This is a genomic window from Streptomyces humi (assembly GCF_001005085.2).
Lineage (GTDB): Bacteria > Actinomycetota > Actinomycetes > Streptomycetales > Streptomycetaceae > Streptomyces > Streptomyces humi.
Genome location: NZ_LBMU02000022.1, coordinates 100,549 through 120,107, shown reverse-complemented (window position 1 = coordinate 120,107; position 19,559 = coordinate 100,549). Strand labels below are relative to the sequence as shown.

Below are 19,559 nucleotides of genomic sequence, written 5' to 3'. Positions count from 1 at the left end.
CGTGTTCGCGGTGTTCGCGGTGGGCTCAGTGCTGGGTGCCGGCGGCCCAGAGGGTCTGATCGCCGGAGCTCAGGATCGTGACGTTGCCGTCGTTCTGGATGACCAGCTCGGCGCCGCTGTGGCCGCCGGTCCGGGAGGACCACAGGGTCTGCTGGTAGGCGGACCGGACGACGAGTTCGCCGTCGGCCTTGAAGGTGGCGTAGTTGTTCTCCCCGGTGGTGTGGGAGGACCAGCGGACGGTGCCGTTCTCGTCGGAGATGACGAGGTCACCGCTCGCGCGCATGGTGATCCGCATCCGGTCGGAGTTCACGGACTCCCCGGAGCGCAGGGTGAAGGCGGAGGTGAAGACCTTGGTGCTCCACTGCGGGGCCGGGTCCGCCTTCGTGGTCTGGTCGGAGGCGGCAGCGGAACCGGCCGAGGCACCGACCGCCGCGGCGGTGCCGCCGGCCGCCTTCGTGTCCGTCGCCTTCGTGTCCGTCGTCTTCGTGTCCGTCGCGGTGGTGTCGGCCGCCTTCGTGTCCGTCGCGGTGGTGTCCGTCGCGGTGGTGTCCGTCGCCGAGGAAGAGCTCGCCCGTGTGCTGTCTGCGGACGACGGGGCGGAGGCGTCGCCGTCCACCGGCGTCAGCGCCTCACCGGCCGCCGTGGGCTTGGTCGTCGTGGCGGCACCGGTGGCCGCCGTCGAGGCCGCCCGCGCCGCGACCGGGGCGGTGTCGGTGGTCGTGTCGGACTTCGTGGTGGTGGGGGTGGTGGGCTTGGCGGCGGCCATGACCGTCGTCTTCACGGGCGTCTTGGCGGGCGTCTTGACGGGCGTCTTGGCGGGCGTCTTGGCGGCGTCGGTCGGGTCCGTGGTCTTGGTGCTCGCGGCGGCGGGCCCGGGCGCGTCGGCCTCCTTCGCGGTGGCGCCCTTCGCGGCCGCGGCGGCCGTCGGGTGGCCCGCCGTGTCCGCTGCCGCCACCGCCGTACCCGGGGCGGGGGTGTCGGCGCCGGAGCCGGAACCGTCCGCGGCCAGCACGCCTGGCACCTGCGCCGAGTCGGACGCCGTCCCGGTGTCACCGGCCGCGGCGGCGCCCCCGGCACCGTGCCAGGCCCCGGCGTCCGGGTCCAGCAGGTTGTCGGCGGACGTCGTCTCACCGCCGGTGGCGGAGTCCTGGAGGGGCATCTCGCTGGGGTAGGCGTCCGGGTGCCGGTCGGGGGCGCCGCCGCCCTCCACCGCCACCGGGTCCGCCTTGCCGAGACCCTCGTACGTCGTCGTGTGGTCCTTGGCGTTGGACGTCAGGAACGGGGTGGCGACCACGACCGCGCCCGCCACGGCGGCGGCGACCAGGAAGGGCCGTTCCGCGACCTTGGAGGTCAGCCGGCCGGACCCCGAACGGCGCTGCGGCGGGCCCGCCGGGGCTGCCGCGCCCTCGGCACCGGCGGCGGGCTCCTGGCCGGCCTCGTCCCTGCCGCGCGGACGCCAGGCGGCCGGGTCGGACTCCGGCTCGCTCGGGACGGTGCGGGAGGCGGCCAGGACCGAGGAGAGGGACCGGAGCGTGCTCTCGTCGTTCCCGGCGCCGAGCGGATCCGCCGGGGCGAGGGGCGTCATGCTCGCGCCGTCGGGCATGGGCAGCGCCGCGGCGCGGCGCACGCGCCGGCCGGCGTGGGCGGTGCCGGTGGTGGCGATCGGTTCGGCGGTGGGCCTCGGCGTTCTGGGGGACATGACGCTCCTCGGGGCGGGACGCTGGGTGTGGGGCTGGTGGGGACTGACTGCCGGCTGTGTTGTCCGGAGGGCCGGGGGCTAGGCCTCCGGGTTCGGGAAGGGCACCGGTCCGGAGCGCTGTGCCGGCGGTGGACCGGCATCTCGTCCGGGCTCGGCGGCGGGCAGGTCGAGCACGGCCCGCAGCCGCTCGAGGAGGGCCGCGTCCAGCTGCGGGGAGGAGGCGTGCGCCTGCTGCGGCAGCTCCTGGAGGAGCCCGACAGTGGCCGCGCCGTGCCGGGTGACGCCGAGGACCCGGAACCTGGACTCCCGGGTGAAGAGGATGTCCTGGCCGTCGTCGCCGGGGCGGGTGCCGGTACGACGGCCGGTGACCGACCAGATGAGCACGTGGTCGGTGGCCGGGCCCGGGTACGTACGTCCCACGGAGACCGCGCGGACCGGCAGGGTCCCCGTCCACTCCTCGCCCACCGCCTCCGGGGTGACGCGCGAGACGAGTTCGGCGGCCGTGCTCGACGTGGCGCCTCGGTAGGAGGGCAGCCGGCGCATGCCGGACCGCAGGCAGCTCAGCAGCGTCCGGCTCTGGTCGTCGCCCTGCGCGAGGGCGGCCCGCAGCTGCCCGTCGTCCACTGCCGTCATGTAGACGTGGACGGCCACCAGTTCCGCGATCGTGACTTCGGACTGCGCGGGCGGGTTCGCCGCGAACAGGCGTTCCGTGATCTGCGCGACCGCCGCACGGTGCTGCTTCCAGAAGGGGCCGAGATGAGCGCGCAGCTTCTCGTGGTCGGGACCGTCGCCCCGACCGGCCCGCGCTGCGGGTGCACCGGCGCTCCCGGTCGGTTCCTTCGTCGCCGACGAGGCGGTCGAGGCCGGCACGGCCGGAGTGTCCGCCCGAGCCGAAGCACCGACCACGGCCGACGGCGCCACGGGGACTTCCTGCACGGGCGCCGAGAGGAACGCGCCCCCCGTCACCGCCACCGCCGCAGGCGAGCCCGGGGCAGAGGAAGAGGCCGCGTTCGGGGCGGAGGCCGAGGCAGAGGACGGGGCGGTGGACGAGGCCGAGTTCGGGGCGGAGGACGGGGCGGTGGACGAGGCCGAGTTCGGGGCAGAGGCTGGGGCGGTGGACGAGGCCGAGTTCGGGGCGGAGGACGGGGCGGTGGACGAGGCCGGGGCGGGGCGGCCGAGGGACGTCGGCGCCGTCTGCTCCTCCGGCCGCGCGGAAGCCCGCTCCACGACGGTCGCCGAAGCCGAAGCACCGACAGCCGACGAGGACGGCCCCGGCTCAACAGCAATGCTCGGGGACGGGGTCGGCGCGCTAGCAGTGGTCGGGGACGGGGTCGGCGCGGCAGCAGTGGTCGGGGACGGCGCGCTCGTCGCAGCCGGTTCCGAAGTGCCGGTACGCGTGGGCAGTTCCCGTGCGTCCCTCGCCGTCCCGTCCACCGCCTCGCGCTCGGTGAACGCCCGTCCGGCGGCCCGCGGGGCGGCCCCGGGCACCTGCTCCCGCTCCTCCACCGCAGGCGTCCGCCCCAGGGACGGGAAGGCCTCGGCGCCGGACGACGACACCGACCGCACGCCCGTCTCGCCCACGGCCGACACCTCGCCCTCCGCCGACACCTCGGCGCCGACAGCCGCGATAGCCGAGGCAGCCGTGACAACCGAGGCAGCCGTGGTAGCAGCGACAGCCGTGACAGCCGAGGCCGGCGCACCTTCCTCCGTCTCCGCCTCCTCCCTCGACTGCGGCATGAGGGAGAAGTCGTGACGGACCGTGAGCCGTCGCAGGTTCTCCATGCCGTTGCGGCCGAGAACTCCGTGGACGTGGACCACGGCCCGCTCCCGCACCTCGGGTTCCAGCTCCCCGAACAGGCGGTCCAGGCTCGGCCAGAGCGCGTCGTCGAGGGCGCGGCGCGGCGTCCCGAGTTCGATCGCGACGGTGTCCGCACCGGCCGTGCGGGTCGCGGCGACGAGCGGCGGCTCCCCGCTGCGCGGCCCGGCCCACAGCCCCGCGGGGGTGACGGCCACCTTCCAGGTCCGGCCGAACGGCAGCGCATCGTGCTCCGTGCCCTCGAGCAGGGCGGCGGGGGCACGCCACGAGGTGACCCGCGTGCCCTGCCTCCGCCCGTCCGTCGCCGGCGCGCAGGTGAGTGTCTCCGCGAACGGCCGCCAGGCCGGCGTGCCCTCGCCGTCGACCAGGTACAGCTCCGTCGAGGCCGTGCCCTCCGCGCCGTCGCCCGCCGCTCCGTCACCCGCCTCCCCGCCTTCGACCACCACCGGAACGCCGTTGGCCACGTGCACGTCGGTGCCCAGCAGGTCCGCCACCTCCTGCCCGGTCTCCAGCAGGGAGCGCCCGTCCAGGGAGAGCAGCCGGATGTCCTTGCGCACGCGTCCCGGCAGCGCGGCGATGACCGTCGCCAGCCCCGCGGCGGACACACCCGGCGCGTCGACGAGCAGGTGCGGCCGGTCCGGGTCGGGCGGGACGGCGTACGGCAGGGTGTGCACGGCGGCGGAGGGCGTACCGGTCGGACGGATCATCAGGCCTGCGGGCACCGGCTCGACGACGTGGTCGGGAACCGCGTCCAGGTCCAGCCGTTCCAGTGCGGACTCCCAGTCGGGGATCGGCAGCCGGCTGCCCACGGGCCGCGGCACGTCGCCCACGGAGAAGTGCCACCAGCCGCCGGGGGCGTCGGGCAGGTCGGGTGAGAAGAGGGTGCCGTCCGGGACTACGACGGCGGGCCCGGCGGTGGCCAGCACGTCGAGTGCCCAGCGCTCGCAGAGGAGCCGGGCCGTGGAAGGGCGGCCGTCGGCCTCGTCGGCTCCCGCCGACATCACCAGCCGCAGCAGCCGTACCTCTTCGTCCTTGAACTCCCCGAGTACGGGGGCGAGTCGTTCGCACAAACCCTCGACGCCGTCGGTGCCGAGGGCGGCCCCGACCAGGACCACGGCCTCGTCGGGGCGGGCGGGTCCGAGCCAGTCGGCGATCTCGGCGAGCCGCTGCGGCGGGGTGCCGCCGGTGTGGACCAGGTGGACGTGCTCACGGGCGCGCGTGACCGTCAGGCGGGTAACCGCGCTGCGGTCGGTGGTTCCGCCTCGCCGGCCGGTGCCGCGCCGGATCATCACACACTCCTCACGAGGACGGCGGTCAGGCGATCCTCACAGTTCGCGGTCACATCCGGCCGGGACGGGCGGGGGCGGGCGCCCCGGCCCGGCGAGTGACCTGGCGGTGACAGCGGACCGGTGCCGGTCCGGCACCGAACGGAAAGTCAGTCGTTCTGCGGTACGTTTCTCAAGTAGTGACATGCGGTTCGGCGACGCCGCCCATTGCCACACGTATCTCTTGCGCGCAGCTTACCCGCTGGCACCGACGAGCGGGTTCCGGGTGTCCCCCATGGGACACGATCGTCACATGTCGCGTCGAGCGGTCGTCGACGCTGACTAGCATGTCCTCTGGTCCCCGCCCATCGGGACACGGCGGCCGCACACGCCCGCCCCGGGCCGGTCGGTCTCCGCCCGTGCCTTCGTTCCTGCCCGCCCCCGCCTGCCACATGGCGTGCCAACCGGTCACACTCGGCCAGGGAATTGGATGACATGACCGACGACAGCCCCTTCCTCCGCCGTCCCGCCCGTGCCCCCCGGACAGCAGGTCGCGCCGGGCTCCGGCCGGTGTGCGGGTCAGGTGTGCCGCGCCTGTCGGTGCTGGCTCCGCTCCTGGGGGCGGTACTGGCGGTGGCTCCGGCGGTCGGTGCCTCGGCAGCCGGGGACGCGACGGCGTCCCCCTCCGCGTCGGCCTCGGCGGGCCCCCAGCTGCCGCTCACACCTTCCTCGGTCGATCCCGAGTCCGGTACCTGCGCCAAGGTGTCGCCCACTCAGGTGGGCGCCACTCCCTGGGCGCAGCTGAGTCTGGACGTGGCGCAGGCCAACAAGTACACCCGGGGCGACGGCGTCCTGGTCGGCGTGGTGGACACGGGGGTGGCACCACAGGCCGCCGGGCTCGCCGGGCGGGTCCACGCCGCCGGTGCCGCCGCGCAGGACTGTGTGGGGCACGGCACGTTCCTGGCCGGGGTGATCGCCGCCTCGGCCGTGCCCGGCAGCGGGTTCGCGGGAGTGGCACCCGGGGCACGCGTCGTCGCCGAGCGGGGCACGGACCAGTGGGGGCGGCCGAGCGCCGAGTTGGTGGCGCAGGGGATCGAGGCCGCGGTCGCGGCGGGCGCGAAGGTGGTGGACGTCTCGGCCGCCCTGTCCGCGGACACCGCCCCGCTCCGGGCCGCCCTCGAGCACGCCGCCGCCAAGGACGTGCTCGTGGTGGCCCCGGCCGCGCCCGACACCGCGCCCGAGAGCAGCTCCGGGCAGTCCTCCGAGCCGCCGCCCGCCTCCTACTGGCCGGCCGCGGCGGACGGCGTCGTCTCCGTGCTGGACGTGGACATCAACGGCGCCCACCCCGACGGGGTCCCGCAGCCGGTCCACGCCGACCTGGCCGCGCCCGGCGACGGAATCACCGGGATCGGACCGAAGGGCACGGGCAATTACGTCGCGAACGGCGCGTCCGTGGCCGCGGCGTTCGTGGCCGGCACGGCCGCGCTGGTACGGGCCCACCTGCCGCATCTCACCGCGGCCCAGACCGCCACCCGGCTGGAGGCGACCGCCGCGCACGCCTCGGTGCCGCTGCTCGATCCCTCCGCGGCGCTCAGCACGGTGCTGCCGACGGCGGCGCCGTCCGCCGCCCCGGACCCCGCGCTGCACCTGCCCGAGCCGGCGCCGACGAGCCGTCTCGTCCCCCGTGCCTGGGCGCTGGCCGGGGCCTGTCTGCTGCTGGGCGTCCTGACGGCCGGTGCGATGACCGTCGCCCGCCTCCGCACGTCCCGACGACGAACCGGCAGAAACCCCGCCTGACCCACGGACGACCACGGCGAAAAACCGCAGCCGAGCAAGGCCTGCCCCACGGACCGCAACGGCGAGAAGCCGCAACCGAGCCAGGCCTGACCCACGGACCACAACGGCGAAAAACCACAGCCGTGCCAGGCCTGCCCCGCGGACCAGCGCGGCCTGAGGCGGGGATCCGCACAGCGAGGCCCGGGGAGAGCGGCATTCACGGCGAGGCCCGGGGTGAGCGGCATTCACGGCGAGGCCGGGGAGAGCGGCATTCACGGCGAGGCCGGGGAGAGCGGCAACCACGGCGAGGCCCGGGGAGAGCGGCAACCACCGCTCGTCCCGGCCCTCGCCTGCGCCGCCGAACCGCTTCCCCTCCGGATGCTCAGCGGCCGGCCGGGACCTCCGCCGTCTCGTCCTCCAGAACCGCCGTCTGGATCTGCGTCACGCTGCGGCGCGTGATGTAGTTGCCGCGGCCGGGCGGCAGGATCCGCGGCTTCACGTTGCCGAACACGTATCCCTCGCTGGGCGGGCAGGACAGCAGCAGACCCGGCGCGTTGACCTCCAGCAGACGTCGTACGAACGGGTCGTTGACGCCACGCATCGAGCCCGCCGCGGACCGGGTGAGGATCACGTGCAGGCCCACCTCGTAACCGAGCGGGAGGTGTTCGAGCAGCGGCTCGAAGACCGTGCGCACGGGAGTCGCGACGAGGTCGTAGTCGTCGACGAGGAGGAACAGCCGCGGCCCCGCCCACCAGTCGGCCTGCCGCATCCGGGCAGGGGTGATCTCCGGCCCCGGGGTGCGGGTCTTCAGCGCGCGGGCCACACCCTTGACGTACTCGTCCAGCTGGTCCACCGACACCGCGTGCCCCAGCCGGTACTCCTCCGGCACCGACTCGACGAGCTCACGGCGGAAGTCCACGGCGAGGATGCGCGCCTCGGCCGGGGTGAACTGCCGGGTGACCGCCTTGGCGACCAGGCGCAGCAGGTTGGTCTTGCCCGACTCGGTGTCGCCGAAGGCCACCAGGTGCGGCGTGTCGGCGAAGTTGTGCCAGGCCGGTGCCAGTTCCTTCTCCTCGACGCCGAGCGCGATCTGGAAGCGGCGTCCCTCGGGTGGCGGGGCCAGTTCGCGGGCGTCGAGCCTCGTCGGCAGCATCCGCACCGGCGGCGCGGCCGGCCCCTGCCACTCCTCGGCCACGGCCCGCACCAGGTCGGCGACGCCGTCACCGAGGTCGGCGGCGTCACCGACCCCGTCGATCCGCGGCAGCGCGGTGAGGAAGTGCAGTTTGGAGTCGACCGTCAGGCCCCGGCCGGGAATGCGCGGGATGTTCCTGGCCAGCCGGATGTCGATCATGGACTCCAGCGCGTCGCCCATCCGCAGCTCCAGCTTGGTGGCCGACTGGTCGCGCACCGCGGCGCTCAGCTCGACCCAGCGGGTGGTCGAGGTCACCACGTGGATGCCGTAGTTGAGGCCGCTGGTGGCGAGCTGGTTGACCACCGCGACGTGGTCCTGGAACTCCTGCCGGACGGTCTGCCAGCCGTCGATCACCAGGAACACGTCGCCGTGCCGCTCCTCGGGGAACTCGCCGGCCGCCCGGCGGCGCCGCAGCGTGGCCATCGAGTCGATGCCGTGTTCCAGGAAGAGCCGCTCGCGGTGGGCGAGCAGGGTCGTCATCTCGGAGAGGGTGCGTCCCACCCGCTCGCCCTCCAGCCGGCCGGCGACACCGCCGACGTGCGGCAGACCGGCCAGCGAGGCGAGTGCTCCGCCGCCGAAGTCCAGGCAGTAGAACTGCACTTCGCGCGGGGTGTGGGTGAGGGCCAGCGCGGTGATCAGGTTGCGGATCAGGGTGGACTTGCCGCTCTGCGGTCCGCCGCCGATGGCCACGTGGCCGCCGGCTGCGCTGAGGTCCACCATCAGCAGGTCGCGCACCTGCTCGAACGGCTTGTCCACGATGCCGAGCGGGACCCGCAGCCTGCCGCGGCCCTCCCAGTCGACGGTGCTGAGCCCGAGTCCGGGGTCCGGGACCAGCGGCGGCAGCAGCGCGTCGAGAGTGGGCGGTGCGCCCAGCGGCGGCAGCCACACCTGGTAGGCGGGCGGCCCCGCGTCCCGCAGCTTGTCGATGGCGACCGCCATCAGGCTGGTGTCGTCCTCGTCCTCCGTGTCCGGGCCGGCGGCCCGCTCCGGCGCCTCGGCCTCAGGTGTCTCCCGGGCGTTCACCCAGTCCCCGGTCCAGGGCACCACCTGGCCGGCGATCTTCTCCTGGGCGAGCGCCCCGACCCGCTGCCGGTAGGCACCCGACACGTAGGCGGCGCGGAAACGGGTGAGCGGCTCCACACCGCTCTTCAGGTAACCGGCGCCGGGCTGGGACGGCAGCTCGTAGGCGTCCGGCACGCCGAGCACACCCCGGCTCTCCATCGCGGAGAACGTCCGCAGACCGATCCGGTACGACAGGTGGCTCTCCAACTGGTGCATGCGCCCCTCGTCCAGGCGCTGCGAGGCGAGCAGCAGATGGACGCCGAGGGACCGGCCGAGGCGGCCGATGGCCACGAACAGGTCCATGAACTCACGGTGCGCGGAGAGCAGTTCGCTGAACTCGTCGACGACGACCAGCAGGCTGGGCAGCGGCTCCAGGTCCGCTCCGGCGGCCCGCGCCTTCTCGTAGTCGAGCGCGGAGGTGTAGTTGCCGGCGCTGCGCAGCAGTTCCTGGCGGCGCTGCATCTCGCCGCGCAGGGCGTCCTGCATCCGGTCCACCAGCGCGGCCTCGTCGGCCAGGTTGGTGATCACGGCGGAGGTGTGCGGCAGCGCGTCGAAGCCGAGGAAGGTGGCGCCGCCCTTGAAGTCGACGAGGACGAAGTTCAGCGTCTCGGACGAGTGGCCGAGGGCGAGTCCGAGGACCAGGGTGCGCAGCAGTTCGCTCTTGCCGGAGCCGGTGGCGCCGATGAGCATGCCGTGCGGGCCCATGCCGTCCTGGGCGGACTCCTTGATGTCCAGTTCGACGGGGCGGCCGTCGGCGCCGACGGCGATGGGCACGCGCAGCCGCCTGTGCTGGCCGGTGCGGCGCTCCCAGTACTCCTGCGGGGAGTAGCGGTGCAGGTCGGTGATGCCGAGGAGGGTGGTGAGCTGGATGTCCGTGGCCAGCGGCTGCGCGGCCTCCGCGGTCGCGCCGGTGCGCATCGGCGCGAGGTGGGCGGCGAGCGCGCGCACGGCGGCCGGGCCGAGCCGGTCGGCCCGGCCCAGCGGGATCGCGGTCTCCTTACGGTTGCGATCGGTCCGTACGATCTTCACCTCGTCGTACGTTCCGGCCGTCCCCGCGCTCGCCGTGCCGGACGCGGGCGTCCCCGCGCTCGCCGTGCCGGACGCGGCCGTCCCCGTCGGCCGCGCGGCCTCCTCCGACTCCTCCACCAGCAGCCGCAGCACGGTCCGGCCGGGCTTCCAGGCCAGGCCCTCGGAGACGTCCAGCACCACCACGTTGCGGTACCCGGCCCGCTCGAAGCGGTGGCCGGCGGGCACCTGGCCGCCGTCCAGCACCACGACCACGTACGGCTCGTCCTTGCTCGGGGAGGCGCCCGCCTCGAAGAGCCCACGGTCCGTCAGCTCCTCGCCGAGCAGGTCCTCCAGCTCCGCGAGGGTCGAGGTGATCAGCCGGGCCGGTCCCGCGCCGTCGGACTCCTTCGGATGCAGGGCGTGCGGCAGCCACTTCGACCACTCCCACTCGGCGCGGTTCTCCGGCGCCACGCAGAAGGCGATCATCAGGTCCTGCGGGGTGTGCAGCACGGCGAGCTGGGCGAGCAGCGCCCGGACGGTCCCGAGCACCTTCTCCCGCTCGCCCCGGAACATCACCCGCGACCACGCCCTCAGGAAGACCGCGATGGGCTGGCCGGGGACCGTGGAGTAGGCGTTGATGAAGGCGCGCAGCGCGTGCGCGGAGAGCGGGTCGAGGTCCTCGACCGGCTTCGCCGTCCTGTTGACCAGCTGCATCGCGAGCCGCTGTTCACCGACCGCGACCCGCACCTCCGCGAAGTCCTCGTCTGAGGTGCGGCGTTCCCACAGCCGGGTCGTCTGCGCGAACGACCACAGGGCGGTGGGCTCGGGGTGCCGCCAGGCCAGCGCGCGCTGCTGCGCGGCGACCGCGGACCGCACCCGGCGCCGCACCCCGCCGAGGTAACGCAGGTAGTCACGGCGGACACCCTGCATCTTCTGCTTGCGTTCGGAGCCGGACTTCACCAGCTGCCCCACCAGCATCATGATCATCGACAGCAGCATCAGTCCGACCACCAGATAGATGACCGGGCCCGTGCCACTGCCGATACGTGTGTAGAGCAGCACCATACCGACCGACATACCGGCCATCGGCAGGTAGGTGAGCATGTTGGCCGCGGACGACGGTGTCGCCTCCGCCAGCGTCGGTGGTTCCTGGAGCGTCAGCTCTCCGTCGGGCAGTTCCGGGCCCCGGCGGCGGGCCGGCCTCCGGAAGAAAACCACACTCAACTGGGCTCTCCTTCAACTGTGCACAGGGCGGTCAACAGGGCCCCGGGGCAACGGCGGTGAGGGGCCTGGAGAGCGGGCTCACCACAGCGGGGACGGTCATGTCCCACCTCCGCCCGGGACGGTCCTGGCTCCGGGCCGCGGCGGCATCGGAGCCATCCGTGAACACGTGTGCCGCCGGGGGCTCGGGTGATGAAACGCTTCCGGCCATGAGAGTATCTGACTGTCAGGTGTTTCTGACGAAGGCATCGGTAGCCTCGACCGCCCCGCTTCTCCCGGCACAGTGACGCCCACGCCGTGACGGAGCGGCGTCCCCGCCCGCCTCGCCCTGCCGTCACATGTTCCGCGGAGCACGTGGCGGCACGGCCGTGTATCTCCCCTCGGAAGGCTGTTGCCCCCATGAGCGAAGGCTCACTGAACGGGCTGTGCCGTCTCACGGTGCGCGCCCCTGAGAAGACACTGGACCTCGCCGTCCCGGCCGACGTCCCGATCGCCGACCTGCTGCCCGTGATCGCCGGACACGCGGGCGAGGACCTCGCCGAACAGGGCCTGGAACACGGCGGTTGGGTGCTGCAACGCCTCGGCGGGCATCCGCTGGACCTGGAGGGCACCCCGGAGTCGCTCGACCTCCGCGAGGGCGAGACGCTGGTACTGAGCCCCGGGACCGAGGCCCTGCCCCCGGTGCGCTACGACAGCCTCCTGGAAGCCGTCTCGGCGGTGGTCCAGCACCTGCCGCACGCCTGGACCCCGCAGGTCAGCCGGTGGGTGCTGCGGGTGCTGATGGCCGCGGCCCTGCTCGGCTGCCTGGTGCTGCTCGTCACGTCGAAGGGCGCCGCCGGCGACCGGGTGGCCCTCGCCGCGGGCGCGGCCCTGCTGACGCTCTCCGGGGCGGGCTCGGCCGCCCGGGTCCTGGACGACCCGCAGGGCGGTGTGGTCCTGGGCCTGTTCGGCGCGGCCTTCCTGGCGGCGGCCGGCCTGCTGCTGGTCGGTGGCGGCCGGGCCGGGGACGGTTCGGCCCGGACGGTCGGCGCCCATCTCCTCGCCGCGGGCGCCGCGGGCAGCGTGGGACTCGTCCTGGCCACCGCGGTGGTCACCGGCTACCCCGTGGTGTTCGCGTCCTGCGGGGTGCTGTCGCTGGCGGCCGTGCTCGGCGGCAGCCTGATGGTGGCGCTGGACGTCTCCGCGCACCAGGCCGCCGCCGCCGTCGCCGCGGCCGCCGTCCTCCTCGGCGCCTTCATCCCGATGATGTCCTTCTCGCTCTCGGGTCTGCGCCTGCCCCCGCTGCCCACCACCCCGGACCAGCTCCAGGAGGGCATCGAACCGCGCACCGAGAACGACGTCGCGAGCGGCGGCGCCGCCGTCGACCGGTGGATGACCGGCCTGTACGGCGCGGTGGGCGTGGTCTGCCTCGCCGCCTTCGCCGCGCTGGCCCGCCACCCCGGCCTGCCGGAGACGGTCACCTCCGTGGTCCTCGCGGTCCTGCTCGGCCTGCACGGACGGAGCCTGGGCACGTCCTGGCAGCGGATCGCGCTGAGCGTGCCCGCGGGCATCGGCACGGTCCTGCTGGTCACCGAACTCGCGGTACGGCACGGCCGGCCCGGGGAACTCCTCGGTATCGCGGCGCTGCTGCTGTGCGCCGCCCTCGCCGCGGTCGTCTCCTGGACGGTGCCCGGCCGTCGGCTGCTGCCGTACTGGGGGCGGGCGGGAGACCTGTTCCAGTCCGGCGCGGCCCTCGCCCTGCTCCCCCTCGCCCTGTGGGTCCTGGACGTGTACCAGCGCCTGCGCGGCCTGTTCGGCTGAATCTGAGGAGGTGTCACCATGCAGTCCCGACGCGACCAGGTCATCGCGCACCAGTTCCTGGTGTCCCGGCTGACCTCGGGTTTGCTGCGCGCCGACCCCGACGTGACGGAACCGCCCACCCGGCGCACCAACCGCGGCATGACCTACGGCATGGTGATCGCCGCCGTCGTCTCCGCCGGGTCCCTGGTGTTCGGTCTGGTCAAACCCGGCGGCAACACCACCTGGGAGAGCGGCAAGGCGCTCATCGTCGAGAAGGAGACCGGCACCCGGTACGTGTACGACGGCCGGCTGCACACGGTGCTCAACTACCCCTCGGCGCGCCTGCTGCTGGGGGCGGACATGACCACCGTGTCCGTCTCCGCGAACTCGCTGAGCGCGGCCAGGCACGGCAGTGAGGTCGGCATTCCCGGCGCCCCGGACTCCCTTCCCACGGCGGACAGCCTGAACGCCCACCCCTGGCAGGTGTGCGCCGCCACCACGAGCACCGACTCCGGGGCCCGCAAGCCGCTCACGGTGCTCGCCGTGGACAGCGCCCAGGAGGGCGCGGGCGTCCGGGAGGACCAGGCGGTCCTGGTGAAGGGGCCGGACGGCGACACCTATCTGCTGTGGCAGGACAACCGGTTCAAGGTGGCCGGCGGCCAGCAGGCGCTGGCGGCGCTCGGCTACGGCGGTGCCGGCGCCACCTCCGTGTCCGCCGCGTTCCTCGACGCGGTGCCCGCCGGCCCTGACCTCGCGGCCCCGCCGGTGTCGGAACCTGGCACCACCGGGCCGGTCCTGGACGGCCAGGCCACCCGGGTCGGGCAGGTCTTCTCCGTCCAGACGCCGGGATCGGCGAAGCGCTACTACGTGCTCGGCGACGACGGCCTGGTCCCGATCACCACGACCCAGGCGGCGCTGGCCCTCGGTGACCCCGGGACCAGGCAGAAGGCCTACGGGGGAGCCGTGCCGAAGGAGGTGGTCCTGTCGGCGCAGGCGCTCAGCGGCGCGCTGGCGGCCTCGGGTTCGGCCTCCGCCACCGCCGTACGGCAGGCCGGGGCGCAGCTTCCGGCCCGGCCGCCTGCCCTGCTGGGCGTGCCCGACTCCGCGGGCGTCTGCGTCGGCCTCGACGCACAGGGCGCCAAGAGCATCCGGGTGACGCTGACCGTGGTGTCCGGCAAGACGGTCGTCGACGACGCCCTGCCGCCGCTGAAGGCGTCGGCGCCCGCCTGTCTGCCCGTCGACGGCATCGCGGTGGCACCGGGCAGCGGAAGTCTGGTGCGCGCGCTCAGCAGTTCGGGCAGCGGCACGGGAACCACCACCTACCTCGTCACCGACAACGGAGTGAAGTACCGGGTGCCGACGGCGTCCGCCGCCACGGACCTGGGCTACGACCTCTCGGCCGCCGACGGCCTGCCGGCCGCCCTGCTGAACATGCTGCCCACCGGCCCCGACCTCTCCCCGGCCTCGGCGGCCACCGGCCACCCGGCGACCACGGGCACACCCACGTGCGGACAGCGCAAGGGGACCGGGACCGACGCGCAGTGAATCGGCAGCGGCTAGAGTGAACCGCGAGACACGTATCTCGCGTCTCACACGTGCGGGGGTCGCCGTGCGACGCACGCACCCCCTCCGGCCACGCACCACCACGGCCGACCGACCTCACCGGAGGCCCTGGTCGGATCCCACCACATCCCGAGGAGCAGCATGAGCAGCAACCTTCAGGCGTCATCGGCGCGCACGTACGGCAGCGTCATCGACTCGCTACAGAGTGCCCAGCGCAAGATCATCGCGGCGCAGGGCGAGGTCAACGGCCAGCGCTCGTCGCTCTCCCACGCGTACCAGGGCGAGGACGGTGCGCTGTTCGGCCAGAAGCTCGACGAGTGGCTCGACGAGGGCACGCAGATCCTCAACCTCTGCTCGCTGATGCAGGAGACGCTCACGCAGGCCAGCCAGCGCTCGGCCGCCACCCAGCAGCACGCCGTCTCCGCGGTGCACAACGTCCGCACCGGCGACGGGACCGGCGTCTCCATCTCGCAGAACGCCTACAACCAGATGACCGGCTGACCTTCCGGCTTCCCGGACCAGCCCCACCGCTTCAGCCCTTCACTTCGACATCCGAGGAGACATCGTGTCCGACGGCATCTACATGGACCACAGCCAGGTCATGGTCGCGATCGAGGACCTGCAAAACCAGACCAAGAAGATCATCGACGCCGTGCACGACCTGGAGAACGAGATCAGGCCCGCTCTGCACACGTGGTCCGGCCCGGACCGGGACGTCTACACGACCCAGGTGCAGCCCGGCTGGGACAACAACGTCAACAAGCTCACGGTCAGCCTGGACAACCTCATCATCATCCTGAACGACAACAAGGAGAACTACGCCCAGACCTCGCTCAGGAACGAGGAGAGCTTCGCGAACATCCCCGTCCACTGACCTGACCCACCCTCCCCACTCGTCAAAGCGGCAGGAAGGCGCCCATGGCCGGCAGCGAGCACCACAATCTGGAGCAGCTGGACTACACAGCCCTACAGAACTTCATCGACACGGACGTCGGCGGCTTCCTGCACAAGATCGACGACATCCGTTCGCCGGACGCGCATCCGACCTCGCTCTACGACGTCAGCAAGAAGCCGCAGGTCCTGGCGATCGGACCGATGGCGAGTGACGACCAGACGGGCGGCAAGAACATCTGCGACAACGCCAAGAAGGCCGCGACCGCCATCGACGAGGTGTTCAACCACCACAAGGCCGCCTTCACCAAGCTCCAGGCGGATCTGCGGAACGTCATCACGACCATGAAGAGCGCCCAGGCCCACAACCTCACACAGGTCCAGTCGGCGAAGTTCATGAACGCCATCGGCGACTACCAGACGGCCCTCGGCGGCAGCACGGCCACCGGATCCGGCACAGGCAACGGCCAGAGTTCCCTGGGTCTCTGACCACTGACGACATCCCTGGAGTAAGACGACCATGGCCGTGCAGAGCTGGGAAGACATCCTGCACCTGTTGACCGGTTGGTCGCTGGTCAAACGCACCGACGTCACCGACGTCACGGGTGACAGCGGCATGCCCTGGATCAACTACACGTTCAAGAGGGGCGGGCTGACGTTCGACAGCGACGACGACTTCTTCGCGTGGATCGTGCCGCAGAACCCCAACAAGGGTTTCCACTTCGAGTTCTACACAGCCGGCGGCGGAGTGCGTAAATGCCGGGTCGACATCACGTACATCGACAGTCCCGCGTTCCACGGCTACTGGGGCAACTCCAACGCGGTGCTGTCCGACCTGCTCACCCAGCACTCCTCCGTCAAGGGCGACATCGGTGACGGCGGAGACAGCGCACCCGACGTCGACGGCGTGAAGCTGAGCACGTTCGCCGAGCTCGCCTGGTCCTTCGACGCCGCGGGAGACTTCTTCAAGCAGCAGACCGCGGTCCTGGCGGACTGGAAGCAGCAGCTCGGCAGCGAGCAGGCGTCCTGGAAGGGCAACGCCGCCGGCGCGTTCTGGCTGCTGGTCGACGATCTGCACAAGAAGTACGAGAACTACACCTCCCAGCTCCAGCCGCCGGGCTTCAGCCCCCAACACCGTTCTCCCACCACGGGGTTCGTCAGCAAGACGCTGCACGGGGACGACCTGATCGGCGCCGAGGAGTCCCTGTACAAGGCGTACACCGAGCTGCACAAGATCTACAACGACTTCTACTGGCAGCAGGGCAAACCCGTCACCACCACCCTGCCGGACGGCTCGACCACACAGCAGCAGATCGCCGCCGATCCCCTGGACGTGCTCAACCAGGTGTTCGTCGAGATCGGACGCTGGATCATCGACAACAACGCCCGCCGCATCGGAACCCCTGATCCGGACTACCTCTCGGACGTCCCGGCTGCTCCGGTCGCCGAGACCAAAGAAGGCTTCAGCGAGAACATCACCTGGGGCGGCCTCACCGACGCGGGCACCTGGCACGCCGCGGCGAAGGAAGCGGTGCAGCGCTGGACCAGCAACGTCGAGACCAATCTGGACGCCCCTTCGCGGCAGGTACTGGAGACCCTCCAGAAGGACTGGTCCCGGGTGCTCGACTCGTCGTGGAACCCGGCCTTCTCCTTCACCGACACGAGTTCCTCGCTGACCTCGGACGTGCAGTCGGAATCCAGTGACTCGAGCAACAACAGCCTCAACGACAACCTGAAGAAGCTCGGCGACGGCCTGAACAACCTCGGCGGTGGACTGAACAACCTCGGGGGCGGGATCAACGACGGTTTCAACAACCTCGGGGACGGCCTCAACAACAGCTTCAGCCACCTCGGCGACGGCCTCGACAACGTCGGCAACGGCCTCAGCAACGGTCTGTCGAACCTCACCGGCAACGGCGGGTTCTCGAACTTCTCCGCCTCCGGGAACGGCGGCCTCACCGACGGGCTGGGCGGCGGACTGGGCGGCGGGGACGGCCAGTCCACGAACATCCCGGACATCAGCGGCAACGGCGGCTTCGGTTCCGGCCTGCCGGACACCAGCACACTGACAGGTGACGGCGGAGGTACGGGGTTCGGCTCCGGGCTGCCCATCAGCAACATCGACGGCAGCACCACCTCCCGTACCGGCAACGGTGTGACGACCACCTACCCGAACGGCAACACGGTCACCCGCAACGCCGACGGCAGCATCACCTCCACGTTCTCCGACGGCACCAGCCGGACCGTCTCACCCGACGGCGACGTGACCACCGTGGACGCCCAGGGCAACACCACCACCAGCCATCTCGGGGTCGGCGAGTCGCTCGGCAACCCGGACGGCACGAGCATCACCCGCAACGGCGACGGCAGCCTGACCCAGACGGCCACCGACGGCACCAAGACGACGACGTTCAGCAACGGCGCGTCGGAGATCGTCACCCCGGACGGCAACACGCAGCTGACCTCGCCCGACGGCACCGTCTCGCACGTCAACTCCGACGGCAGCCTGACCACGGACAACCCGGACGGCTCGAAGATCACCGTGCACCCGAACGGCGACGTGACCACCGTCGACGCCCAGGGTCACACCACCACCAGCCACCTGGACACCGGCAAGAGCATCACCACCGGGGACGGCAGCACCATCACCGTCGACGGCAAGGGTGACATCGTCACGCACAACCCGGACGGCAGCTCCACGACACTGCACCCGGACGGCACGATCACCACCACCCAGGCCACGTCGGACCACCCGGGCGGGAACGGCAACGGGACGCTCACGACACCCCACATCGACATCCCCACCTACAGCGGCGGCGGCCAGACCACGTACACGCCGGACGGCACGTCCGTCACCAGCCACCCCAACGGCGTCACCGAGTACAAGCACACCGACGGCAGCGGGCTGGTGACCACGTCGGACGGCCGGTTCCAGTCGGTTCCCAGCCCCGAGAGCGCGGCGGCCGCGGAAGCCGCCAAGTCCGCCGCCGAGGCGTTGGGCGGCGGCACCGCGGCCGGCGTCGCCGCGGGTGCGCAGGCCCAGGCCGGGAGCACGGACAGCCAGAGCGCCATGGGGCTGCTCTCCCCCATGATGATGATGGCCGGCATGAACCGCATGGGCGGCCAGCAGGGCGGCCAGGGCGGTGGGGACAGGGAACGCAACCTCTACGACGGCAACGACATGGACGGCGCCGTCGTCCAGCACGGCATGTCACCGTTCGGCGCCCGGACCGCCCCGGAGGAGCCGGCGGAGTGGGAAGAGGAGGAGACCGACTCCGACGAACTCCTCGGCCCCCGCCGTCCGTCCACCGAGTCCGGCTACGGCCCCGCCGGCGGCGCCCGGCAGTCGACCGAGAGCGCCGCCTGGTCCGGCAGGAACCAGGACGTCTGGGGCACCGAGGAGGGCGGGCTGCCCGCCTCGATCGGTCACTGACTCCCGCGCGAACCGCGCGTCGCACCGTTCCACGGCGAGCGGTCCCACCGGCACAGGAGAATCCATGAGTTCATCACTTCAGGAACAACAGCAGCAGGCTCTCGACGAGTTCAGGAAGCAGCGGCAGGCGCTCGTCGACGCCCGGAAGGAGATCCGGGCGATCTCCGTCACCGCCCGGTCCAGGGACGGCGTCGTCGAGGTGACGGTGGGCCACGACGGGGCGCCGTCGGGGCTGCGCTTCCCCAACAACAAGTTCAAGGAGATGACGGGGCAGGCGCTGGCGGCCAGCGTCCTGGAGGCCATGACGGCGTCCCGGGCCCAGATGACCTCGCGCGCCATGGCCGTCATCCAGGCCGCGGGGGGCACCGCGCCCACCGGTCTGGACGGCGGGGTCCTCGACCGCGTCGACCTGGACAGGCTCCTGGACGGGGGCTCGCTGGAGGAAGTCCTCAAGCCGCGACGGCCGGGAGGTGACAGCCGTGGCTGACGGCAGCCTCTTCGCGGCCGATCCCAGTCGCATCAAAGCCGGCGGCGACGCCACCGGCCAGGTGGCTGACATGACGGACCGCACCGCCGAGCAGTTCAGGGACGACACCTCCTTCGACCCGGGCGATCCGCCCTGGGGCAACGACTCGTACGGCAGCCAGTACGTCCAGAACTACGTTCCGGCCCACAACCTGATCAACAAGGGCATCCTCGACCTGGCGCGGGCCATGGCGGCCGCCGGTGCCCTCACGGTCGACTCGGGCAAGAGCTTCGAGAACGCCCAGCACGACAACACGCACGCGATCAGCGACCTGCCCGAACCCGACGTCCACACCACCCCCCACCGGGTCTGACGGACCCGCCGACGG

General features: G+C 72.4%; 12 protein-coding genes. 9 read left to right on the top strand and 3 right to left on the bottom strand.

Annotated elements, in window-relative coordinates:
- Positions 1 to 25: 25 nt before the first annotated feature.
- Both AAW13_RS46645 and AAW13_RS09040 read right to left on the bottom strand, forming a co-directional pair.
- Complete coding sequence (locus tag AAW13_RS46645; protein ID WP_240528579.1) at positions 26 to 1,699, bottom strand: hypothetical protein; 1,674 nt, start codon at positions 1,697 to 1,699, stop codon at positions 26 to 28.
- A gap of 78 nt (positions 1,700 to 1,777) precedes the next feature.
- Positions 1,778 to 4,804, bottom strand: coding sequence for a hypothetical protein (locus tag AAW13_RS09040; protein WP_052768614.1), 3,027 nt, complete (start codon positions 4,802 to 4,804; stop codon positions 1,778 to 1,780).
- A 576-nt stretch (positions 4,805 to 5,380) separates the two neighbouring features.
- On the opposite strand from AAW13_RS09040, the gene AAW13_RS09035 reads away from it, so the two are divergent.
- Positions 5,381 to 6,577 carry a S8 family serine peptidase gene (locus AAW13_RS09035; protein WP_240528578.1) on the top strand — a complete coding sequence of 399 codons (1,197 nt, stop codon included), beginning with the start codon at positions 5,381 to 5,383 and terminating at the stop codon, positions 6,575 to 6,577.
- Positions 6,578 to 6,938: 361 nt separating this feature from the next.
- Here AAW13_RS09035 and eccCa read toward each other — a convergent pair whose 3' ends face one another.
- A complete protein-coding gene (eccCa, locus tag AAW13_RS09030; RefSeq protein ID WP_063777077.1) occupies positions 6,939 to 11,036 on the bottom strand; it encodes a type VII secretion protein EccCa in 4,098 nt (1,365 codons plus the stop codon).
- A gap of 402 nt (positions 11,037 to 11,438) precedes the next feature.
- On the opposite strand from eccCa, the gene eccD reads away from it, so the two are divergent.
- The 8 genes from eccD to AAW13_RS08990 all read left to right on the top strand — a co-directional run bounded on the left by eccD (position 11,439) and on the right by AAW13_RS08990 (position 19,544).
- Positions 11,439 to 12,839, top strand: coding sequence for a type VII secretion integral membrane protein EccD (gene eccD, locus AAW13_RS09025; protein WP_046731021.1), 1,401 nt, complete (start codon positions 11,439 to 11,441; stop codon positions 12,837 to 12,839).
- An 18-nt stretch (positions 12,840 to 12,857) separates the two neighbouring features.
- Positions 12,858 to 14,363 (top strand): type VII secretion protein EccB, encoded by a 1,506-nt coding sequence (eccB, locus tag AAW13_RS09020; RefSeq protein WP_046731020.1) that lies wholly within the window; start codon positions 12,858 to 12,860, stop codon positions 14,361 to 14,363.
- Positions 14,364 to 14,522: 159 nt separating this feature from the next.
- A complete protein-coding gene (locus AAW13_RS09015; RefSeq protein ID WP_046731019.1) occupies positions 14,523 to 14,882 on the top strand; it encodes a hypothetical protein in 360 nt (119 codons plus the stop codon).
- Positions 14,883 to 14,946: 64 nt separating this feature from the next.
- Positions 14,947 to 15,255 carry a WXG100 family type VII secretion target gene (locus tag AAW13_RS09010; protein ID WP_046731018.1) on the top strand — a complete coding sequence of 103 codons (309 nt, stop codon included), beginning with the start codon at positions 14,947 to 14,949 and terminating at the stop codon, positions 15,253 to 15,255.
- 44 nt (positions 15,256 to 15,299) lie between these two features.
- Positions 15,300 to 15,761, top strand: a complete 462-nt coding sequence (locus AAW13_RS09005; protein WP_046731017.1) for a type VII secretion system-associated protein — start codon at positions 15,300 to 15,302, stop codon at positions 15,759 to 15,761.
- A 31-nt stretch (positions 15,762 to 15,792) separates the two neighbouring features.
- On the top strand, positions 15,793 to 18,705 hold the full coding sequence (locus AAW13_RS09000; protein ID WP_046731016.1) for an AAWKG family protein: 2,913 nt from the start codon (positions 15,793 to 15,795) through the stop codon (positions 18,703 to 18,705).
- A gap of 64 nt (positions 18,706 to 18,769) precedes the next feature.
- Positions 18,770 to 19,192: a YbaB/EbfC family nucleoid-associated protein gene (locus AAW13_RS08995; protein ID WP_046731015.1), complete on the top strand. Its 423-nt coding sequence runs from the start codon at positions 18,770 to 18,772 to the stop codon at positions 19,190 to 19,192.
- Entirely contained in the window at positions 19,185 to 19,544 is a 360-nt protein-coding gene (locus AAW13_RS08990; RefSeq protein WP_046731014.1) for a hypothetical protein, read from the top strand. The genes AAW13_RS08995 and AAW13_RS08990 overlap by 8 nt, the downstream gene beginning before the upstream one ends.
- Positions 19,545 to 19,559 lie beyond the last annotated feature (15 nt).

What these genes read in the sequence shown, in the direction of transcription:
- eccD (WP_046731021.1), top strand. Translation starts at nt 11,439, where the DNA reads ATGAGCGAAGGCTCACTGAACGGGCTGTGCCGTCTCACGGTGCGCGCC.
- AAW13_RS09015 (WP_046731019.1), top strand. Translation starts at nt 14,523, where the DNA reads ATGAGCAGCAACCTTCAGGCGTCATCGGCGCGCACGTACGGCAGCGTC.
- AAW13_RS09005 (WP_046731017.1), top strand. Translation starts at nt 15,300, where the DNA reads ATGGCCGGCAGCGAGCACCACAATCTGGAGCAGCTGGACTACACAGCC.
- AAW13_RS09000 (WP_046731016.1), top strand. Translation starts at nt 15,793, where the DNA reads ATGGCCGTGCAGAGCTGGGAAGACATCCTGCACCTGTTGACCGGTTGG.
- AAW13_RS46645 (WP_240528579.1), bottom strand. Translation starts at nt 1,699, where the DNA reads ATGTCCCCCAGAACGCCGAGGCCCACCGCCGAACCGATCGCCACCACC.
- eccB (WP_046731020.1), top strand. Translation starts at nt 12,858, where the DNA reads ATGCAGTCCCGACGCGACCAGGTCATCGCGCACCAGTTCCTGGTGTCC.
- AAW13_RS09040 (WP_052768614.1), bottom strand. Translation starts at nt 4,804, where the DNA reads ATGATCCGGCGCGGCACCGGCCGGCGAGGCGGAACCACCGACCGCAGC.
- AAW13_RS08995 (WP_046731015.1), top strand. Translation starts at nt 18,770, where the DNA reads ATGAGTTCATCACTTCAGGAACAACAGCAGCAGGCTCTCGACGAGTTC.